Annotated in this window: 19 protein-coding genes; 8 read left to right on the top strand and 11 right to left on the bottom strand. The window is 54.7% G+C overall.

Going from position 1 to position 18,913, the window contains the following annotated elements; genetic code table 11:
- Nucleotides 1-11: 11 nt before the first annotated feature.
- Entirely contained in the window at nt 12-1,475 is a 1,464-nt protein-coding gene (guaB, locus tag J8Z22_RS18110) for an IMP dehydrogenase (protein ID WP_028112183.1), read from the bottom strand.
- A gap of 129 nt (nt 1,476-1,604) precedes the next feature.
- Between guaB and xseA the strand changes: the two genes are divergently transcribed.
- The 4 genes from xseA (at nt 1,605) to J8Z22_RS22260 (ending at nt 4,735) form a co-directional block, all read left to right on the top strand.
- On the top strand, nt 1,605-2,939 hold the full coding sequence (xseA, locus tag J8Z22_RS18115) for an exodeoxyribonuclease VII large subunit (protein WP_252007374.1): 1,335 nt from the start codon (nt 1,605-1,607) through the stop codon (nt 2,937-2,939).
- A 633-nt stretch (nt 2,940-3,572) separates the two neighbouring features.
- Complete coding sequence (locus J8Z22_RS18120) at nt 3,573-4,025, top strand: DUF6389 family protein (RefSeq protein WP_252007375.1); 453 nt, start codon at nt 3,573-3,575, stop codon at nt 4,023-4,025.
- A gap of 72 nt (nt 4,026-4,097) precedes the next feature.
- Nucleotides 4,098-4,433, top strand: coding sequence for a transposase (locus J8Z22_RS18125; protein WP_028113389.1), 336 nt, complete (start codon nt 4,098-4,100; stop codon nt 4,431-4,433).
- Nucleotides 4,434-4,483: 50 nt separating this feature from the next.
- Nucleotides 4,484-4,735 (top strand): IS3 family transposase, encoded by a 252-nt coding sequence (locus tag J8Z22_RS22260; RefSeq protein WP_371878143.1) that lies wholly within the window; start codon nt 4,484-4,486, stop codon nt 4,733-4,735.
- 197 nt (nt 4,736-4,932) lie between these two features.
- Here J8Z22_RS22260 and J8Z22_RS18130 read toward each other — a convergent pair whose 3' ends face one another.
- Together J8Z22_RS18130 and J8Z22_RS18135 are read right to left on the bottom strand one after the other, a co-directional pair.
- Nucleotides 4,933-5,913 carry a transposase gene (locus J8Z22_RS18130; protein ID WP_252007377.1) on the bottom strand — a complete coding sequence of 327 codons (981 nt, stop codon included), beginning with the start codon at nt 5,911-5,913 and terminating at the stop codon, nt 4,933-4,935.
- 73 nt (nt 5,914-5,986) lie between these two features.
- Nucleotides 5,987-6,961, bottom strand: a complete 975-nt coding sequence (locus tag J8Z22_RS18135) for a transposase (RefSeq protein WP_252007379.1) — start codon at nt 6,959-6,961, stop codon at nt 5,987-5,989.
- A gap of 391 nt (nt 6,962-7,352) precedes the next feature.
- On the opposite strand from J8Z22_RS18135, the gene J8Z22_RS18140 reads away from it, so the two are divergent.
- The 4 genes from J8Z22_RS18140 to J8Z22_RS18155 all read left to right on the top strand — a co-directional run bounded on the left by J8Z22_RS18140 (nt 7,353) and on the right by J8Z22_RS18155 (nt 9,812).
- The gene (locus J8Z22_RS18140) at nt 7,353-7,727 is read left to right on the top strand and encodes a hypothetical protein (RefSeq protein ID WP_252007380.1); all 375 of its coding nucleotides are present in this window, start codon (nt 7,353-7,355) and stop codon (nt 7,725-7,727) included.
- A 155-nt stretch (nt 7,728-7,882) separates the two neighbouring features.
- Nucleotides 7,883-8,425 carry a hypothetical protein gene (locus J8Z22_RS18145; RefSeq protein ID WP_252007382.1) on the top strand — a complete coding sequence of 181 codons (543 nt, stop codon included), beginning with the start codon at nt 7,883-7,885 and terminating at the stop codon, nt 8,423-8,425.
- Between the two features lie 399 nt (nt 8,426-8,824).
- Nucleotides 8,825-9,331 carry a hypothetical protein gene (locus tag J8Z22_RS18150; protein WP_252007384.1) on the top strand — a complete coding sequence of 169 codons (507 nt, stop codon included), beginning with the start codon at nt 8,825-8,827 and terminating at the stop codon, nt 9,329-9,331.
- Between the two features lie 91 nt (nt 9,332-9,422).
- A complete protein-coding gene (locus J8Z22_RS18155; protein WP_252007386.1) occupies nt 9,423-9,812 on the top strand; it encodes a hypothetical protein in 390 nt (129 codons plus the stop codon).
- A gap of 340 nt (nt 9,813-10,152) precedes the next feature.
- Here the strand turns inward: J8Z22_RS18155 and der are convergent, their stop codons facing one another.
- From der to J8Z22_RS18195, 8 genes are all read right to left on the bottom strand, one after another.
- Nucleotides 10,153-11,625: a ribosome biogenesis GTPase Der gene (der, locus tag J8Z22_RS18160; RefSeq protein WP_252007388.1), complete on the bottom strand. Its 1,473-nt coding sequence runs from the start codon at nt 11,623-11,625 to the stop codon at nt 10,153-10,155.
- A gap of 61 nt (nt 11,626-11,686) precedes the next feature.
- Entirely contained in the window at nt 11,687-12,877 is a 1,191-nt protein-coding gene (gene bamB / locus J8Z22_RS18165) for an outer membrane protein assembly factor BamB (RefSeq protein WP_252007390.1), read from the bottom strand.
- Between the two features lie 11 nt (nt 12,878-12,888).
- Nucleotides 12,889-13,497 (bottom strand): tetratricopeptide repeat protein, encoded by a 609-nt coding sequence (locus J8Z22_RS18170; protein ID WP_252007392.1) that lies wholly within the window; start codon nt 13,495-13,497, stop codon nt 12,889-12,891.
- 13 nt (nt 13,498-13,510) lie between these two features.
- Entirely contained in the window at nt 13,511-14,788 is a 1,278-nt protein-coding gene (hisS, locus tag J8Z22_RS18175; protein WP_028114562.1) for a histidine--tRNA ligase, read from the bottom strand.
- A gap of 84 nt (nt 14,789-14,872) precedes the next feature.
- Entirely contained in the window at nt 14,873-15,988 is a 1,116-nt protein-coding gene (gene ispG / locus J8Z22_RS18180; protein WP_028114561.1) for a flavodoxin-dependent (E)-4-hydroxy-3-methylbut-2-enyl-diphosphate synthase, read from the bottom strand.
- Between the two features lie 8 nt (nt 15,989-15,996).
- Nucleotides 15,997-16,956, bottom strand: coding sequence for a RodZ domain-containing protein (locus J8Z22_RS18185; protein WP_252007394.1), 960 nt, complete (start codon nt 16,954-16,956; stop codon nt 15,997-15,999).
- Nucleotides 16,953-17,726: a type IV pilus biogenesis/stability protein PilW gene (pilW, locus tag J8Z22_RS18190; RefSeq protein WP_028114559.1), complete on the bottom strand. Its 774-nt coding sequence runs from the start codon at nt 17,724-17,726 to the stop codon at nt 16,953-16,955. The genes J8Z22_RS18185 and pilW overlap by 4 nt, the downstream gene beginning before the upstream one ends.
- A 28-nt stretch (nt 17,727-17,754) precedes the next feature.
- Nucleotides 17,755-18,873, bottom strand: a complete 1,119-nt coding sequence (locus tag J8Z22_RS18195) for a bifunctional tRNA (adenosine(37)-C2)-methyltransferase TrmG/ribosomal RNA large subunit methyltransferase RlmN (protein WP_028114558.1) — start codon at nt 18,871-18,873, stop codon at nt 17,755-17,757.
- Nucleotides 18,874-18,913: the final 40 nt, after the last annotated feature.

The raw sequence follows: 18,913 nt of genomic DNA on the forward strand, positions 1-18,913 counted from the left end.
GCCCTTCGGGATTAACCCATGCGGTAGTTCGGCGCTTCCTTGGTGATGGTCACGTCGTGCACGTGGCTCTCTTTGATGCCGGCGCCGCTAATGCGGACGAATTCCGCCTTGGTGCGCAGCTCTTCGATGGTGCCACAGCCGGTCAGGCCCATGCAGGAACGCAGGCCACCCAGTTGCTGGTGAACGATCTCTTTCAGCTTACCTTTGTAAGGAATGCGCCCTTCGATCCCTTCCGGAACCAGTTTGTCGGCGGCATTGTCACTCTGGAAGTAACGGTCGGACGAGCCCTTGGTCATGGCACCCAGAGAGCCCATGCCACGGTAGGACTTGAAAGAGCGGCCCTGGTACAGCTCGATTTCACCCGGCGCTTCTTCGGTACCCGCGAACAGGGAACCGGCCATGATCAGGCTGGCGCCGGCGGCGATGGCCTTGGCGATGTCACCGGAGAAACGGATGCCACCATCGGCAATCACCGGAATGCCGTATTCGTTGGCGACGCTGGCCGCTTCCGATACGGCGGTGATCTGCGGCACACCGACACCGGTAACAATGCGGGTGGTACAGATGGAGCCCGGGCCGATGCCGACCTTGACGGCATTGACACCGGCGTCGATCAGCGCCTTGGCACCGGCGGCAGTGGCGACGTTACCACCGATGATCTGAACCTCAGGGAAGGCGGCGCGGGTTTCACGAATCCGCTGCAGTACCCCTTCGGAGTGACCGTGGGAAGAGTCGATCAGCAGCACGTCGACACCGGCTTCCACCAGTGCCGCCACCCGCTCTTCGTTGCCTTCACCGGCACCGACGGCGGCGCCGACGCGCAGGCTGCCCTTGTCATCTTTACAGGCGTTAGGTTTACGCTCGGCTTTCTCAAAATCTTTCACTGTGATCAGACCGCACAGCTGGAAGGAGGCATTGACCACCAGCACTTTTTCAATGCGGTGCTTCTGCATCACTTGCTGGGCCTGCTCCAGTGGCGTGCCCTCGACCACAGTCACCAGACGGGCTTTCGGCGTCATCACGTCGGCCACTTTCTTGGACAGGTCTTTGACAAAACGAACGTCACGGCCAGTGATAATGCCCACCAGCTCGTTGCCTTCGGTGACCACGGGGTAACCGGCAAAGCCATTCTGTTCGGTCAGTACCTTCAGCTCGGCGATGGTCAGTTCCGGAGTCACGGTCAGCGGATCGGCAACGATGCCGGCTTCGTATTTCTTCACCATACGAACCTGAGCCGCTTGCTTCTCGATGCTCATGTTTTTATGGATAAAGCCAATGCCACCTTCCTGAGCCATGGCGATGGCCAGACGACCTTCGGTCACGGTATCCATGGCGGCGGAGACCAGGGGAATGTTCAGGCGGATGCTTTGGGTCAGTTGGGTGCCAAGCTCGGCGGTGTTCGGAAGAACAGTAGAGTGGGCAGGGACGAGTAGGACATCGTCAAAGGTAAGCGCTTCTTGTTTAATTCTTAGCATGGCAACATTTCACCGGTAGGGTTTTTGTGGGTGTAAAATATTGCCGGGGAATTATAGGGATCAAGGCTTGCCTCTGCAATCATTTATTGATATTAATTGTCGATCCAACTATTTAACACCGGGCCAACAGTGGCAAATCAAGTCCTTACCGTCTCCGCTCTGAACCGCCAACTGAAAGCCGCCGTCGAACAGCAATGGAACCGAATCTGGCTCTCCGGCGAGATCTCCAACCTGGCGACGCCCTCTTCCGGCCACTGGTATTTCACCCTCAAAGACGATCGCAGTCAGCTGCGCTGTGCCATGTTCCGTGGCCGCAATAACCGGGTAACCTTCCGGCCGGAAAACGGCATGCAGGTGCTGGTGCGCGCCAGCGTCACCCTGTACGAGCCCCGAGGCGATCTGCAGCTGCTGGTGGATGCCATGCAGCCCGCCGGCGACGGCCTGCTTAAGCAACAGTTCGAGCAACTGAAAATGCGCCTGGCCGCCGAAGGCCTGTTTGCCTCCAGCGCCAAGCAACCGATACCGGATCCCATCGAACGGCTCGGGATCATCACCAGCCCCAGCGGCGCCGCCATTCACGACGTGCTGACGGTGCTCAAGCGACGCAACCCGTCGCTGCAGGTGATCCTCTACCCCAGCCTGGTGCAGGGTGCCGAGGCCAGCGCCAGCCTGTGCCGGGCCATTGAAACCGCCAACCAGCGAGACGAAGTCGACTGCCTGCTGCTGACCCGCGGCGGCGGTTCACTGGAGGATTTGTGGTGTTTCAACGAAGAGGCGGTGGCCAGAGCCATCTTTGATTCCTACCTGCCGGTGGTCAGCGCCGTCGGCCACGAAGTGGACGTCAGCATCGCCGATTTTGTGGCAGATCTGCGGGCGCCGACGCCATCGGCGGCGGCCGAACTGCTCAGCGGTGACAACCAACATCAGTTTAAGGAACTGGCTAACCTGCGAGCCCGGCTGCAACGAGCCACCAGTCAGCAGCTGCAGGGGCAAGGCAACCGGCTGGCACTGCTGGAATCGCGGCTGCATGCCAGCCACCCGCAGCGGCAACTGGACACCCTCAACCAGAGATTGGATGAGGTCCAGCTCAGGTTGCATCACCAGATGGAGCGACGCCTGACCCAGGGACACCAGAGCCTGGCTCAGCTGCAGACCCGGCTTCAAAGCTGGCAGCCACAGCGGCAACTGCAGCAGCGGCGCCAGACCGTCAGCGCGCTGCAACAACGACTGAGCCAGGGCATGAGCCATCTGCAGCAGCAAAAGCAGCAGCAACTGGCCGGGCAGGCGCAAGCGCTCAACGCCATCAGTCCACTGGCCGTTCTGGGCCGGGGCTACAGCATCCTGCAAAACGCCGAGGGCGTGGCCCTGACCTCTGCCGAGCAGACTCAGGTCGGAGAGCAGTTGAAGGCGCGCCTCAATCAGGGCCAACTGACCCTCGAGGTAACTGCACGAGACAGCGATTAAGCCTCCAACCTCTATCGCCCCCGCAAACGCGGGGGCCCGTGTCCTCGACTTTTTCGGCGCCTACCCCACCAGTCACCAATCACTAGGCATCACCCCATCCCCCTTTATCTGACACCACGATGAGTGTAGGATTTTCTTCAATTGAATCCGTTAGTTATTGATTTGGGGTGGCACATCACGGCGGAGCTCGGCCAAAATACGTCGTCTCGAATATAGTTACGGTTACAATTCAATCTCTTATGGGTTTGTGGTTACTAACCCACTGCCATTAACGCCATTCAGTGGCCCAGCGGCGCCATCGAGTATGAGCGGTAACTGCCACTCTATCGCAGGCTAAAGCACAGGGTTTACGGGAACCGATGCCTGACTCAAGACCACAAAAAAATCAGTAACTCTTCACTTCGACACCGGATCAAACACAGCCCGTGGGCGGCGCCACTTTTGGGCAGGCAGTATCCGCCTTACGTGCCAAAAAGCCGAGGTCAAAAGCCCATTTTGGGGACTGTTGTGGTTAAAAATGAGCACTTTAGTTACAACGAGAAAAACCTAGTTGCGGCGGATAGGCGGCTAGATTTTGTGGAATGATAGGCGGCAAACCGCCGCATAATAAGCTGTTAGCTTCAAGGAAAGATCGTGAGAAAACAGAAATCGCTACCTAATGGATTGCCAGAGAAAGTAATAAAAGATACATATGGCAAGGAATTGAGCCGCCATTCTAATCAACTAATTCAAGAAATTAGAGATTTCATTAAAGAACCTATTTCTCCAGAAGTTAAGGATGCTACAGTAGAAATATTTCCAGATGAATATGGAGATGGGCACGCGTCGATCGGTTTGTATTTAAATGGAGTAACTACTAAGCATATCGAATTTGCAAGCTATGCCAAAGATCTCCCTTTAATCGATATCCAGTCATATAACGAGAATGATATTTATGTGGCAGATTTGGTAGTAGATTTAGTTAAGTATTGGTTTGCAGAGTGTTGGTACAAAGCGTGTGGCTGGGACTATCCTCTAGCAATTAGTGTTTATGGGCATGAAGGTTTCGGAGACGGAAATGTTATCGATATCACGAGCAGAAGCTAACAAGGCGCTGCAACCGACCTTGAAGTTGACCCGCTTTAGTGGACACCAAAATCGTTAGATTGAGGTGTCAAAATGCCTGCCTACAAGACAGGAAAACGAACCCAGCAGTACAGTGTGGAGTTCAAGGTTAAAGCAGTAACCTGGTCACATCTTCCTCACCGGTCAGTGAAGGAAGTAGCTCAAGCACTGGACATTCATCCGTTCATGTTGTCTCGTTGGCGCAAAGAGTATCGAGATGGCAAATGGGGCATGTCCAAAAAGAACAAAAATCAATCGGAGCCGCTCTCAAAGAGCGATGAGATCAACCAGCTAAAAAGGCGACTCGCAGAACTGGAACTGGAGAATGACCTCCTAAAAAAGTGGCAACGGTTTCAAGCCGAGGAAAGGAGGAATCCTTCCGGTTCATAGCGCGCTACCAGGGGAAAATTCGATTGTCGCGGCTGTGCCAGTTTGTAGGTGTGTCACGATCAGGTTTTTACGCTTGGAAGAAGCGTCAACCAAGCCAACGGGCACAAAGCGACAAAACGTTGAGCCAAGAAATTCAACGTCTTTTCCGGTTGTCTAAAGAGCGCTATGGCAGTCCCAGAATTCATGCTCAACTTAAGCTGCAAGGCATTTGTGTAGCACGGAAGCGGGTGGCAAGGTTAATGCGCGAACTTGGCCTTAAAGCCCGCTCTGTTCGGGTTTACCGGCAAATAACAATAAAATAGACACCCATTTTAAAATCCCTCACTAAGCGCCAGTGCCTGCAGCCCTCGCTTAATCAATGAGGCCTCAATGAAATCCAGTACCAATTCCCCAAAAGGCGGGTCCTGGAACCTTCAATAAAAAAATTTCCAAAAAGCGGACAGCAGTGAGCCTCTTTGAAGGTAAGATTCGTTAAATGAGATAGTGGAATGCGTACCGACTAAGCACCAAGCAAACGCTTAGCGTTTCCTGAGCCTCGAATTCGGTGCATACCATCGGTTTGTCGGCAATGCTGCAGGCTGTGCAGTCGTCCCGTCAGATGACAGAACTGGTACTCAAAACCCTCGGTGAGCTCCATCCAGCTGTCTAAGTCAATATCGAGTCGTTGCAGCAGCGTGCCGCAGGTGGCTGGGATGGCCCCGGTTTTGTCGCCCCTGATGGCACGACCGGTAAACTCCACCAGTTCCAGATAATCATTGAGATGACAGGGCAATGCATGCAAGCCTAAATTGTTGGCATCAAAAGGTTTTAGCGGCTCTGGCTGTTTGCCTTGGAGGGCTGCGCGGATGCGCATCTGAATGCTGGTAAAGTCCGATTGCTCCGGGGTTTTGGCGATGCCTCCCCTAATAGGATTAAGGTCAACGTAAGCCATACACGCCAGCAGTGCCTGCTCATCGAGCAACGCCTGAGATTTGAAACGGCCCTCCCAGAATCGCCCGGTGCACTCGTCTTCTTTGTTGGCTTCGCGAGCAATGTACTCGTTGAGGGAGCGCATAAACCAACTTAAATCGACCAGGCGAGTGCGGTAGAGCTCCGCTTTGCGTTCAACCTGGTGGCGCTCAACACTGGCTAGGTTGTCACGCTGCTCGTCGTCACAATAACGGCGGGTAACTTCAGTCCCGGCAAACAGTTGGTGCCAGCGATTGAGTACCTCCAAGGTGCTCCAGTCCTTGGCCTGTTGGGCATCAACATGCAATACCACATGAGTATGGTTACTCATCACCGCAAAGGCACAGACTTCGATGGCAAACGCCTGACTTAATTCGAGTAACCGTTTTTCGACCCAGTCGCGGCGGTGTTCGTAACTGATGCCGGTGTAGGCATCAATGCCACAAAGGAAACTGCGGCGAACACAACGACTGACGCAGTGATAGAACGGGGTATCTTGCAACGATACCTGTTGGCTTCTGGCTGTAGGCATAGTCTCATCCTTGAAACTAACAAAACTACAGTATAGATGGTGGCTTCCAGACTCTCTTGGTATGGGTGTCTAGTTAAGTTGAACGCTTAGCGTTTCCTGAGCCTCGAATTCGGTGCATACCATCGGTTTGACGGCAGTGCTGCAGGCTGTGCAGTCGTCCTGCCAGATGACAGAACTGGTACTCAAAACCCTCGGTGAGCTCCATCCAGCTGTCTAAGTCAATATCGAGTCGTTGCAGCAGCGTGCCGCAGGTGGCTGGGATGGCCCCGGTTTTGTCGCCCCTGATGGCACGACCGGTAAACTCCACCAGTTCCAGATAATCATTGAGATGACAGGGCAATGCATGCAAGCCCAAACTGTTGGCATCAAACGGCTTTAGCGGCTCTGGCTGTTTGCCGTGAAGGGCCGCGCGGATGCGCATTTGAATGCTGGTAAAGTCCGATTGCTCCGGGGTCTTGGCGATGCCTGCCCGAATAGGGTTGAGGTCAACGTAAGCCATACACGCCAGCAGTGCCTGCTCATCGAGCAAGGCCTGAGATTTGAAACGGCCCTCCCAGAACCGCCCGGTGCACTCATCCTCTTTGTTGGCTTCGCGAGCAATGTACTCGTTGAGGGAGCGCATAAACCAACTTAAATCGACCAGGCGAGTGCGGTAGAGCTCCGCTTTGCGTTCAACCTGGTGGCGCTCAACACTGGCTAGATTGTCACGCTGCTCGTCGTCACAATAACGGCGAGTAACTTCAGTCCCGGCAAACAGTCGGTGCCAGCGATTGAGTACCTCCAAGGTGCTCCAGTCGTTGGCCTGTTGGGCATCGACATGCAGTACCACGTGGGTATGGTTACTCATCACCGCATAGGCACAAACTTCGATGGCAAACGCCTGACTTAATTCGAGTAACCGTTTTTCAACCCAGTCGCGGCGGTGTTCGTAACTGATGCCGGTGTAGGTATCGATGCCACATAGGAAACTGCGGCGAACACAACGACTGACGCAGTGATAGAACGGGGTATCTTGCAACGATACCTGTTGGCTTCTGGCTGTAGGCATAGTCTCATCCTTGAAACTAACAAAACTACAGTATAGATGGTGGCTTCCAGACTCTCTTGGTATGGGTGTCTAGTTAAGTTTATCTAGTTAAGTTCTTACTAAATATTTGCGATGCTATTGTTAGCCTTGAGGGTTGGCATAATCATGCAACTCCTAATGTTCACTATGTCGAGAAGTTTGAATTGCTTATCGAGCGTCACTCCGAACTTCTGAAAATAATCGACAAAGTTAACGGCAAGTCTGCACAATTCACTAATGATTAAGTTCAGCTTATAACAAGACACTGTAGGCGGATTTCAGCCAGCCCGGCTGCACTCTTGCCTCGCGGAGTATAGCCGGGCAGTCTGCTCCCGCTAAGTGGAGCGTTTTACGTAATTCGTTGGAAATAGTGATGGCTTTAAAATCTCATTTTGGATTCATAAGTGAAGGTTCGCACCGTTTGTCGTGGAAGTTAAATGGAAATCTTCAAAGTGTGCTGCTTGGAGACAAGGTTACTTGTACCGCTTATAGTGAGACACATGATCTAGTCTTGGTTCTGACTAGTTCAGATGGTTCAAGCGCAGGTGATAAATTAATTGTCTATCGAGGGAGCGGTCAGTTGCTATTCGAAGTTAATGAGCCACTAGACTATTCATTTTATTATTTATCGTCTCATATACATCATGAAACAGCAGTAGTGTGTATTTCCAAATGTCATAGGTATGACTGGTTTTATGCGATAAATCCAGAAACTGGTCAGTTAGAAAACTTGAACAGAGCATATTAAAAATACGTATAACAAAGCGTTTAAGGCAGATTCGCAACGCTCGGGATTTTCGGTTTGATTCAGTTTTAGTGTTTACGGCACAATAGTTTAGGTTTGGTGGTTTGCGTCGCTCACTACTTAACGCGGCGTTATGGTTCATAAGGAAGCGTATAAATATGTTAGACAATTCTATAGATTTCACAGCTAAGCAGCTTGAGTACCACCAGAAGAAAACGAGAGGCTTTTTACGCTGGGTGTGGGGGTTAGCTATTGGGATATTAGTCGTCATCTTTATTTTTGCTACTTATACCAATCTCCAATTGCAGACTGTGGCAAGTGCCTTTGTACAATTGACTGAGCGAGTAGGTTACTTGGTAGCTGACAAACCTAAAATGCCCGATTTCGTTAAATTGATTAATGAAAATTACTTTGGATATTGGGCTGTCTCAGGGCTTTTATTGGCAATTATGGCTTCACTGGGAATGTTAAAATACCACTCTAGTCGTACAGCATTTTTTGAGGGAGAATTACTTTTGCTTTACAAGTATCAAGGGCTTTTAGTCGCCAAAGAGTCTAGTGAAGAAGCAACGACTAAGATTATTGAACTTTATTTAAATCAAGCTAACTCTGATGAGCCGAAGGTCTCAATTAATCCTGTATTAGACTCAATATCACAAAGCACGGATAAGATACTGGAGCACTTTAAAAATAGACCATAACAAAGCATTTAAGAGTAATAAAATAGACACCCATTTTAAAATCCCTCACTAAGCGCCAGTGCCTGCAGCCCTCGCTTAGTCAATGAGACCTCGATGAAATCCAGTGCCAATTCCCCAAAAGGCGGGTCTTGGAGCATTCAATAAGAAAAATTCCAAGAATCGGACAACAGTGAGCCTCTTGGAAGGCAAGATTCGTTAAATGAGATAGTGAAATGCGTACCGACTAAGCACCAAGCAAACGCTTAGCGTTTCCTGAGTAATAAAATAGACACCCATTTTAAAATCCATCACTAAGCGCTAGTGCCTGCAGCCCTCGCTTAATCAATGAGGCCTCAATGAAATCCAGTACCAATTCCCCAAAAGGCGGGTCTTGGAGCATTCAATAACAGGTGGTAGAAGTTGAGAAACAGACAGCCTACATCGTCTTATAACAAGGCAACTCAAATCGGACCAAAACTCGTTGTCAAATTTATTGCAAACGGCGTAATAAATGCGCCATCACATTTTGGCCGTTGGTTGCGGCGTCAAGCGCCTATGGAAATCATCAACAAATTCATATTTTTCGTTCTAATCTTTTGTGGAGCTGTAGCGGCAGAGGAACAAGGAATGAGTAAGCAAGACGCACAGAAGACCTGGGGCGAGTATCATGAACGGATAAAGAATCGCCGCCTTACTCAGGCTAGATTAATCAACTTGGAGTTGGATAAAAACAATATAACTAGCGAAATAGATCTAATTCTAGACTTTAGTTTTTTCACACAGAATGAAGCTGGTGCAAATGGCCTTAAAAACCAACTCAGTGAAAACTACGAAATGACTATCAGTAAAAAAGGTGAGTATTGGCATATTAATGGCACTTCGCGGCCGTATGCTGTGAACCTAACCACTGAGCAACACTTGGGCTAGGTAGAGTTCATGTGTGATGTAGCTCTATCTTACGGCAGTATCTTTAGTACTTGGTCTATTACCGAACAAAAAGGGAATCGTGTTTGGTCTAATGAGAACATTGAAACGGAGTTCGACTAATACAGTACTTAACAATCACAGGAAAGCAGACGCAAAAAGCCGCGCGCCTGCTGTAATCGTTATATTTCTCAAAGAGAAGGGAGTTTTTGTGAAGAATTTTGGTTTGGTACTTTTATCAGTCATTTTAATTGGCTGTAGTAGCACAGGCGTCATTCCTATGGATGAAGGCAGATATATGATTGCCCAGCGCAGCGCACAAGTAGGGCTTGGTCCACCAGACGGCGTTAAAGCAGAAGTTTACCAAGAGGCTAATGAATTCTGCGCCCAGCAAGGAAAGCGCGTAAAGACTGAAGACTTGCAAATGACCAATTCTGGCTTTGGGCGCCCTGGCAACGTCTCCCTTGAGTTCAGTTGCCAATAGAAACATAACACCTATGCTCCTTCTCCGAGTCAAAGACCAAGTCCCCCCAACCAAGCTGTCAGAGCGCGCTCAGTATGTCGAGATTGCCAAGCTATGCAGCTTCGTCTGTCTGAGACAGCGCTGGCTGCAAACGCACACAGAGTCGTTGTTACGCGATTCTCTGTCGCTACCATCGGCGCCCTCCCCCTAGCCAAGTTCGAGCGGATTCAACGCCGCACAGCGCCCCGTCACCACCACGACTTATCGTCGGTTGTCTGTAACTAACCCGAACCCAGCCGGTGCCGGCCGGGCAACAAAAAAGGCCGCCTGGGCGACCTTTTTGCTGCTACGGAAGCAACCGTTAGCGACGATTGCGCAGATGGGCTACCACCCGCTTACGCTTCTTCAGATCATCACCGCTGAGCTTCTTACGGCGACCGTCGAAGGGGTTGGCCCCTTCCTGGAACTGAATCCGAATCGGGCTGCCCATGATCTTCAACGACTTGCGGTAGTAGTTCATCAGGTAGCGCTTGTAGGAGTCCGGCAGATCCTTCACCTGGTTGCCGTGCACCACCACAATCGGCGGGTTGTAACCACCGGCGTGGGCGTACTTAAGCTTGATGCGACGGCCGTGGGACATCGGTGGCTGGTGATCGTCCACCGCCATCTTCATCACCTTGGTCAGAACCGAGGTGTTATGACGCTGAGTGGCACTGGCATAGGCTTCCTGCACCGACTCAAACAGGTGGCCGACACCGGTACCGTGCAGCGCCGAAATAAAGTGCAAACGGGCAAAATCGATAAAGCCGAGACGACGATCCAGCTCGCGCTTGATCTCTTCGCGGACATCATTGCTAAGGCCGTCCCACTTGTTCACCGCAATCACCAACGCTCGGCCGGCATTCAGGGTGAAGCCCAGCAGCGACAAGTCCTGATCCGAGATGCCGTCACGGGCATCGATGGTCAGCAACACCACGTTGGCTTCTTCGATGGCCTTCAGGGTCTTGATGACCGAGAACTTCTCCACCGCTTCATGCACCTTACCGCGACGACGAACACCGGCGGTGTCGATCAGCACGTATTCGCGGCCATCACGCTCCATGGGAATGAATACCGAGTCCCGGGTGGTGCCCGGCATGTCGTACACCACCACCCGCTCCTCACCGAGGATGCGGTTGGTCAGGGTCGACTTGCCGACGTTGGGGCGACCGATAATGGCCAGCTTAATCGGCTGGTCCTGCAGGCGCTTTGCCTGGGCTTCGGCGTCCTCTTCGGTGTACAGGGTCACGTCGTCGTCCTGTTCACCCAGCTCTTCTGACTCTGGGTTGTCGGCGACAAACTGCTCCACGAACGGCTCGAGGGCACGCAGTATCAGGCCACTGATGCCACGGTTCTGAGCGGCGGCAATCTGATGCACCTCGCCCATGCCCAGGGCGTAGAATTCGCCACAGGCGGAATCGGCATCAATGCCATCGGTTTTGTTGGCCACCAGGAACACCGACTTCTGCTGGCTACGCAGGTGGGCGGCAATGGCCTCATCGGCCACGGTCAGGCCGGCGCGCGCGTCCACCAGGAACAGCACCACATCGGCCTCGTCGATGGCCGCCAGCGACTGCTCGGCCATCTTGGTTTCGATGCCCTCTTCGGTGCCATCGATACCACCGGTGTCCACCACGATGAACTCATGCTCACCCAGCTTGGACTGGCCGTATTTACGGTCTCGGGTCAAACCGGGAAAGTCTGCCACCAGGGCATCCCGCGTGCGGGTCAGGCGGTTAAACAGGGTCGATTTGCCCACATTCGGACGCCCAACCAGGGCTACCACTGGCATCATGGTGAAAACCTCTTTAATAAAAAACGCCCCCAATATGGGGGCGCAGTATTCTAGCAGTGCCTTAGCCTATTGTCACCACGGCAATGCGCCCGTCCCGGGTCTGAAGGTAGATTTTATCATCCACCACCAAGGGTTGAGTATAGAGCCCGGAGCCGTCAATCTGCAGCCGACCAACCAGGGTGCCGCTGTCGCGGTCCATGATGTGCAGGTAACCTTCGAAGTCGCCCACCACCAGATAGTTGCCGATCACGGCCGGGCCGGTGACCATGCGACCGGTCAGGCTGCTGTTGGCCCACGTCTCCAGGCCATTCTGACGATTCACCGAATAGACGGTGCCGCTGCTGTCGGTCAGGTACAGCGCATTGCCCTGCAGATCCATCGGCGCGTAGCTGGAGTATTGACGCTGCCACTTGATCTGGCCGCTGCGCAGTTCCACCGCCGCCAGGTTGCCGTTATAGGCGGTGCCGTATACGGTTTGCCCCAGCACCAGTGGCTTGCTGTCGACATCAACCACCCGCTCCAGTTCGTTGGAGCCGCTGGCCTCGGCCAGGCGTGCTTCCCAGATGGGCGCTCCCTGCTGAGAGAACACCGCCACCAGTTTACCGTCCGGGGTGCCGGTCAGGGCCGCGCCCTGGCTGGAGGCCACCCCACTGGTGCCGCGCAGCACCAACGACGGCATGGTCAGTTCGTAAGTCCACAGCAACTCGCCGCTGTCCACATCAAACGCCTGCACCTTACCGGAGCCGGTATTGACCACCACCTTGCCATCGACAATGGCAGGATCCGACAACAACTCACCTCGAGTATTGGCTTGCCAGTCAACCTCACCGGTTTCCTGATTCAGGGCGAACAGCACCCCGTTCTCGCTACCGATAAAGATGCGGTTAAAGCCGTGGCTGATGCCGGCGGACAGGCGCGCGCCATTGTTCTTCTTCAGAGCCCCCAGAGCAAATTCACGGCGCAGATTCTGAGTCCAGATCTCCTTACCGGTCTGTTGGTCGTAGGCGGTGATCAGCCCAAAACGCTCGGCAGCAAATACCTTGCCATACGCCACCTCGGGCGACAGGCTGGACCAATACTCGTCAATGCCGTCGCCACTGCTGGCACGCCAAACCACGTCTGCGGTTACCGTGGCTTCGATCTCCGGGAGGGGGGAGACCTGAATACCGATCTCTTCCTCATCGCTGGAGGCACAGCCCATCAGGGCCAATACCATCAGCCCGGCCAGCCATCCTTTTCCTGCCTTCGCCATCAAATTCGTCCTCAAATCGCCAGATCGTCGAGCTTCATCTGCAGCTCCTGGCTGCTGCTGCCGGCGGTCTGGGCAGCCAGGTAGGCCTCCCGGGCACCCTGCAGATCACCTTGCTGCTTCAGGGCGTCGCCCTTAAGCTCATCGCGCTGAGCGACGAACGCTTCGTTGCTGATGCCAGCCAGCGTCGCCAGGGCGCCATCGAGATCACTCTGAGCCATCTGCACTCGAGCCAGTCGCAACTGCACCAGCGGTTTGAAATCCGCATCGATGCTGGCCAGAACCTCGGTCAGACGCTGATTGGCCTGAGTCAGATCGCCACTGTCTGCGGCAGCCTTGGCCAGCATCAGGTTGGCCAGATCGGCGTAAGCGCTGTCGCTGTGGCTCAGGGTCAGCTCATCCACCGCCGCGGTCAGGGCCTCGGTGGCGCCGGCCTGAGCGATGGTGGCTTCAAACGCCACCGATGCGGCTTCCGCCTGCTCACGCTGATAGTCCTGATAGGTGTTCCAGCCAAACAAGCCCGCCAGGCCGATGACCGCACCACCAATGATGGAGTTTCCGTACTCTTTCCAAAACGATTTAATCGCTTCGACTTGTTGTTCTTCGGTGCTGTAGATTTCCACGTGGACTATCCCCTTAAGCGTTTACAAGAGAAGGCAGCAGTTGGCTGAGCTCTTCACGGCTCACCTGACGCTGCTCTCCTTCGCCGCGCAGTGGCTTAACCGTCACTACGCCTTGTTGCAATTCATCTTCACCGATGATCAGTGCCACCGCGGCACCGCTCTTATCGGCGCGTTTCATCTGTTTCTTAAAGTTGCCGCCACCACAGTGGGACATCACTTTGAGTGTGGTGTCACTGCGCAACTGCTCGGCCAGCGCCATGGCACTGCTCATGGTGCCGGAGCCCATGGCGCAGACGTAACAGTCTACCGCCGCCGGCAGGGCATCAAATTTACCCAGGGTATCCAGCAGCAACACCAAGCGTTCAATGCCGGAGGCAAACCCAACCGCTGGCGTGTCCTTGCCCCCCAGTTGGCCCACCAGGCCATCGTAGCGACCACCGGCCAGCACCGTGCCCTGAGAGCCGAGGCTGTCGGTGATCCACTCGAATACGGTGTGGTTATAGTAATCCAGACCGCGAACCAAACGGGGGTTAACGGTGTATTGGATGCCAGCAGCGTCCAGCAGTTCACACAAAAGATCAAAATGTTGCCTGGATTCCTCACCCAGATGATCTTTCAGGGCCGGGGCATCGCCCAGCAACGCCTGAACCTGAGGGTCTTTGCTGTCCAGTACCCGCAGTGGGTTAGTGTACATGCGACGCTGGCTGTCTTCATCCAGAGCCTCTTTGTGCTGCTCCAGGAAGGCCACCAGCGCATCGCGGTAGGCGGCACGCTCGTCACTGCTGCCCAGGGTGTTCAGCTCCAGGCGAACCTGGCTGTCGATGCCCAGGCGTTTCCACAACTGGGCAGACATCATCAGCACTTCGGCGTCGGCGTCGGCGCTGCCGATGCCGTACACCTCAACACCGAACTGATGGAACTGGCGGTAACGTCCTTTCTGCGGGCGTTCATGGCGGAACATGGGGCCCATGTACCACAACCGCTGCTCCTGGTTGTACAGCAAGCCATGCTGGTTGCCGGCACGAACGGTGGAGGCGGTGCCTTCAGGGCGCAGGGTCAGCGAGTCGCCATTGCGGTCCTCGAAGGTGTACATCTCCTTCTCGACAATGTCGGTTACCTCACCGATGGCCCGCTTAAACAGACCGGTCATCTCCACGATAGGGGTGCGGATCTCCTGGTACCCGTAACTGGCCACGGTTTCCCGCAGCGCCGCTTCCACCCATTGCCACTTGGCGGTCTCGCCCGGCAGGCAATCGTTCATGCCTCGAATCGCTTGAATCTGTTTACTCACGTTACTCTCTTTTATACGTAAAAATTCCCCGTGTCCGCTGCCCGGCCACACCGGCGGGCACACGGAACCCACGGGGAGTTCAAATTAGTCCTGGATCTCTTTAACGTCGATCTGCTGCTGCTTGATCGCCACCTGGCGGCGAATGCGTTCTTCCAGCAAGGTCACCAGTTGTTCGTTGTCCAAACGCTCTTTCTGACGTTCGCCATCCACATAGAAACCACTCTTGCGGTTGCTGCCCGCCAGCCCCAGATCCGACACCAGTGCCTCACCTGGGCCATTGACCACACAGCCAATGATGGAGACGTCCAGCGGCGTGGTCACGTCTTCCAGACGCTGCTCCAGCTCGTTGACGGTGTTGATCACATCAAACTCCTGCCGAGAGCAGGAGGGGCAGGCGATAAAGTTGATGCCTCGGGAACGGATGCGCAGACTCTTGAGAATATCAAAGCCCACCTTAACCTCTTCCACCGGATCCGCCGCCAGTGACACCCGCAGGGTATCGCCGATGCCTTCGTTCAGCAGCAGTCCCAGGCCGATGGCCGACTTAACCGCCCCGGCCCGCTGACCACCGGCTTCGGTGATCCCCAGATGGATTGGCTGTTCAATCTCGTCGGCCAGCAAACGGTAGGCGTCCACCGCCAGGAACACATCCGACGCCTTAACGCTGACCTTGAAGTTATCAAACTCAAAGTCGCGCAGAATCTGTACGTGACGCATGGCCGATTCCACCAGCGCCGCCGGTGTCGGCTCGCCGTACTTCTCCTGGATGTCTTTTTCCAGCGAACCGGCGTTGACGCCGATGCGGATCGGAATGTTGCGCTCGCGAGCGGCATCCACCACCGCCTTGATGCGTTCCTGGTTACCGATGTTGCCCGGATTGATGCGCAGGCAATCGGCACCGTACTCCGCCACTTTCAGGGCGATGCGGTAATCGAAATGGATGTCGGCCACCAGAGGAATGCTGGTTTGCTGCTTGATCGCCTTGAACGATTCAGCCGCTTCCATGGTTGGTACCGACACGCGAACGATGTCGGCACCGGCACGCTCGATGGCCTGAATCTGGGCCACGGTCGCCGCCACATCGGTGGTTCGGGTATTGGTCATGGACTGAACCGCGATAGGGGCACCGCCGCCAACAGGCACATTGCCCACCATTACCTGGCGAGTGTGACGACGCTTGATCGGGGATTCGTGTTGCATGGGATACCTTAATTGGCCAGGGTGATGACCGCCACCTTACCGGGGCGATAGCCTGACATGTCTATCGACTTGCCATTAAATTCCAGCGCCACCACTTCCGGGGCACCGATACGAAGTTTAAAGGGGGCTTTTCCGGACAACTGCTGCTCATAGCCTTCGCGCTTAAGCCCCTCCAGCAGGGTGTTGCCGTCGGCGTCCTTCAGCAGCATCCAGCAATCGCCCAGAAGGCGGATGGACACCTGCTCCTGTACCACTGCTGGCGCTGGCGTCGCCTCGGTTTCCGCCGCCGGTGCCTCGGTGGACGCAGTGGTGGCGGAAGCCGGTTGAAGCTCAGGGGTCACAATCGGCTCAATGGCGCCACTCTCGGCTGGCTCAGGAGTCTGGGCCGACATTTCAGTGGCCACCTCAAGCGCCTCGGCAGGGGTCGTTTCGGCGGCAGTGTTTGTTGTGGCCTCGTCACTCGCGGCGATCAGGGCCGGAGTCTCGGGCTCAGGCTGAGTCACTTGCTGGACCACCGCTGGCACGGTCACCACGTTGCTGGTTTCCAGCAGCGACTGAGGTTTAGTGACCCACCACCACACCAGCAGCCCCACCAGGCCCAGGGCGATGATCCAGGTCAACAGCATCCAGCGGCTGTCGCGCTGCTGCTTGGAGGTACGACGGGAGAAACTCTGCATGGCAGTCTGCTCTTGAGAGTGAGGCAGCGCCATCAGAGCCTGGGCAATCTGTTGTTCGCTAACGCCAACCAGGCGAGCGTAGTTGCGGACATAGCCGCGAAGATAGGTAGTGGTAGTGCCGGACTCGTAGTCGTCGTTCTCAATCCCCTCCACCACAGAGCGGCGCAGGCTGAGACGCTGAGCAACCTGCTGGGTTGTCAGTCCGTTTGCTTCCCTGGCCGCCTTAAGCAGCGGACCTGGTGTGATCACCGTTTGTTCTTGTTGTTCTTGGTGTTGCTGATTTTCACTCATTGGTAATTCTTTGCCCGATATGCCTTAGCTTGTTCCGACTCGGGGTAATTCACCAGCAACTGCGCTCCAAAACGCTGCGCAGCTTTCTTGTGGTTTGCCCGGCTCTCTATCTCGACACCCAACCATAACGTCACTGCCGAGGCCGCATTCGTCGCGTGGTACTGGGACAACGCCAACCTGGCTTGCGGGTAGTCCTGTTGGCGAAACGCTAATTCTGCCAGTTCCAACCATAAGTCGGTGCGACCAGGATCATACTTTAATGCCATCTGAAAGTATTGCTGTGCCGGCTCCGCTAAGCCAGCTTTCAGGGCACATCGCGCCAGATTTTCGTAACTTTTTCCCTGTTTGGCGTAATCCGGTAACTCGATGGCAGCCAACAACTGCCGTTCGGATTGGGGCCACTGCCCCTGGCGACATAAGAAGACGCCGTAGTTATTGCGGGCATCTGCGCTGTTCGGATGGGCCTCGATGACCCGGCGGTACACCGCCCCGGCCTGCTCCGTCTCCTGCACCTGCTCGAAGTAGTACGCCAGGGTCAGCAGTGCCGATTCCGACTGCGGTTGGTGCTCCAGGGCCCGATCCAGGTTGCGTTTGGCGGCTTCCAGGTCTCCTCTCTCCAGATACCCCAGTGCCAGTGCCACCCGTTCCCGGGCGGCCTGTTCCGCCTCAACCGCCGCATCGGCCTGGGTCAGCTCCCGCCCATCCAGGGTGGTTTGACTGACGCAACCCCACAATACCACAGTAATGCCAATGGCTATCCATGCCTTCATACTGAACGAATTCCCGTCGAACAGGTAATTAGTTCATTTTTACCGAAATTTGTTCACCGTGCATGCGTTTTTTCAGCATTCGTTTGGTGCGGTCTCTCACATCCCCCACCAATTGACCGCAAGCGGCGTCAATATCGTCGCCGCGGGTCTTGCGTACAATAACGGTATAACCCTTTTCCATCAACACCTTGGCAAAGCGGTCGATGCGGGAATTCGAGCTCTTGCCATAGGGGCTGCCCGGGTAAGGGTTAAAGGGAATCAAATTGATCTTACACGGAGTGTCTTTCATCACCTGGGCCAATTCATGGGCCTGATCGGTGCTGTCGTTGATGTGATCCAACATCACGTACTCCACCGTCACCCGCCCTTTATTGGCAAAGGATTTACCCAAATAGCCCCGAACCGACTCCAGGAACATCTGAATGTTGTATTTCTTGTTGACCGGAACCAACTGGTCCCGCAACTCATCATTGGCGGCGTGCAGGCTAATGGCCAAGGCAACGTCAATCTGGTCCCCCAGCTTGTCCAGCGCCGGTACCACACCGGAGGTAGACAGGGTGACCCGCCGCTTGGACAGGCAGAAACCGAAATCATCCAGCATGATGTCCAGGGCCGGAATCACGTTGGTCATGTTCAGCAGTGGCTCACCCATGCCCATCATCACCACGTTGGTAATGGGTCGATCTTTGGTGTTTCGAGACAAGCCGAGATAGGTGGCGACCCGCCACACCTGACCGATGATCTCCGCCACCGTCAGGTTGCGGTTGAAGCCTTGCTGGGCCGTAGAGCAGAAACTGCATTCCAGGGCACAGCCTACCTGAGAGGAGACGCACAGGGTGGCGCGGTCGTCCTCGGGGATGTAGACGGTCTCCACTTCCTGGCCGTTGCCAACGTCGATGGCAAACTTGATGGTGCCGTCGGATGAGTGCTGGCTGTCGGCAATCTGCGGCGCTTCAATGCAGGCCAACTCGCTCAACTTGGCACGCAAGCCCTTGTTGAAGTTGGTCATTTCATCAAAGTTATCCTGACCAAAGTGATAGATCCATTTCATCATCTGATCGGCACGAAACGACTTCTCGCCCAACTCGGCGAAAAATTCCCGCATCGCTTTACGGTTCAGGTTTAATAAATTGACCTTCTCAGTCATCTGAAATGCTCCTCGACTCTGGCCCAAAATGGCGCGCAAT

This window comes from Ferrimonas sp. SCSIO 43195 (assembly GCF_023716685.1).
GTDB lineage: Bacteria > Pseudomonadota > Gammaproteobacteria > Enterobacterales > Shewanellaceae > Ferrimonas > Ferrimonas kyonanensis.

Bases quoted from the DNA above. Each gene is read 5' to 3' on its own strand.
- J8Z22_RS18155 (WP_252007386.1), top strand. From the start codon at position 9,423: ATGAGAACATTGAAACGGAGTTCGACTAATACAGTACTTAACAATCAC.
- J8Z22_RS18140 (WP_252007380.1), top strand. From the start codon at position 7,353: ATGGCTTTAAAATCTCATTTTGGATTCATAAGTGAAGGTTCGCACCGT.
- J8Z22_RS18125 (WP_028113389.1), top strand. From the start codon at position 4,098: ATGCCTGCCTACAAGACAGGAAAACGAACCCAGCAGTACAGTGTGGAG.
- ispG (WP_028114561.1), bottom strand. From the start codon at position 15,988: ATGCAACACGAATCCCCGATCAAGCGTCGTCACACTCGCCAGGTAATG.
- guaB (WP_028112183.1), bottom strand. From the start codon at position 1,475: ATGCTAAGAATTAAACAAGAAGCGCTTACCTTTGACGATGTCCTACTC.
- J8Z22_RS18145 (WP_252007382.1), top strand. From the start codon at position 7,883: ATGTTAGACAATTCTATAGATTTCACAGCTAAGCAGCTTGAGTACCAC.
- bamB (WP_252007390.1), bottom strand. From the start codon at position 12,877: ATGGCGAAGGCAGGAAAAGGATGGCTGGCCGGGCTGATGGTATTGGCC.
- J8Z22_RS18195 (WP_028114558.1), bottom strand. From the start codon at position 18,873: ATGACTGAGAAGGTCAATTTATTAAACCTGAACCGTAAAGCGATGCGG.
- J8Z22_RS18185 (WP_252007394.1), bottom strand. From the start codon at position 16,956: ATGAGTGAAAATCAGCAACACCAAGAACAACAAGAACAAACGGTGATC.
- J8Z22_RS18135 (WP_252007379.1), bottom strand. From the start codon at position 6,961: ATGCCTACAGCCAGAAGCCAACAGGTATCGTTGCAAGATACCCCGTTC.
- pilW (WP_028114559.1), bottom strand. From the start codon at position 17,726: ATGAAGGCATGGATAGCCATTGGCATTACTGTGGTATTGTGGGGTTGC.
- der (WP_252007388.1), bottom strand. From the start codon at position 11,625: ATGATGCCAGTGGTAGCCCTGGTTGGGCGTCCGAATGTGGGCAAATCG.
- J8Z22_RS18130 (WP_252007377.1), bottom strand. From the start codon at position 5,913: ATGCCTACAGCCAGAAGCCAACAGGTATCGTTGCAAGATACCCCGTTC.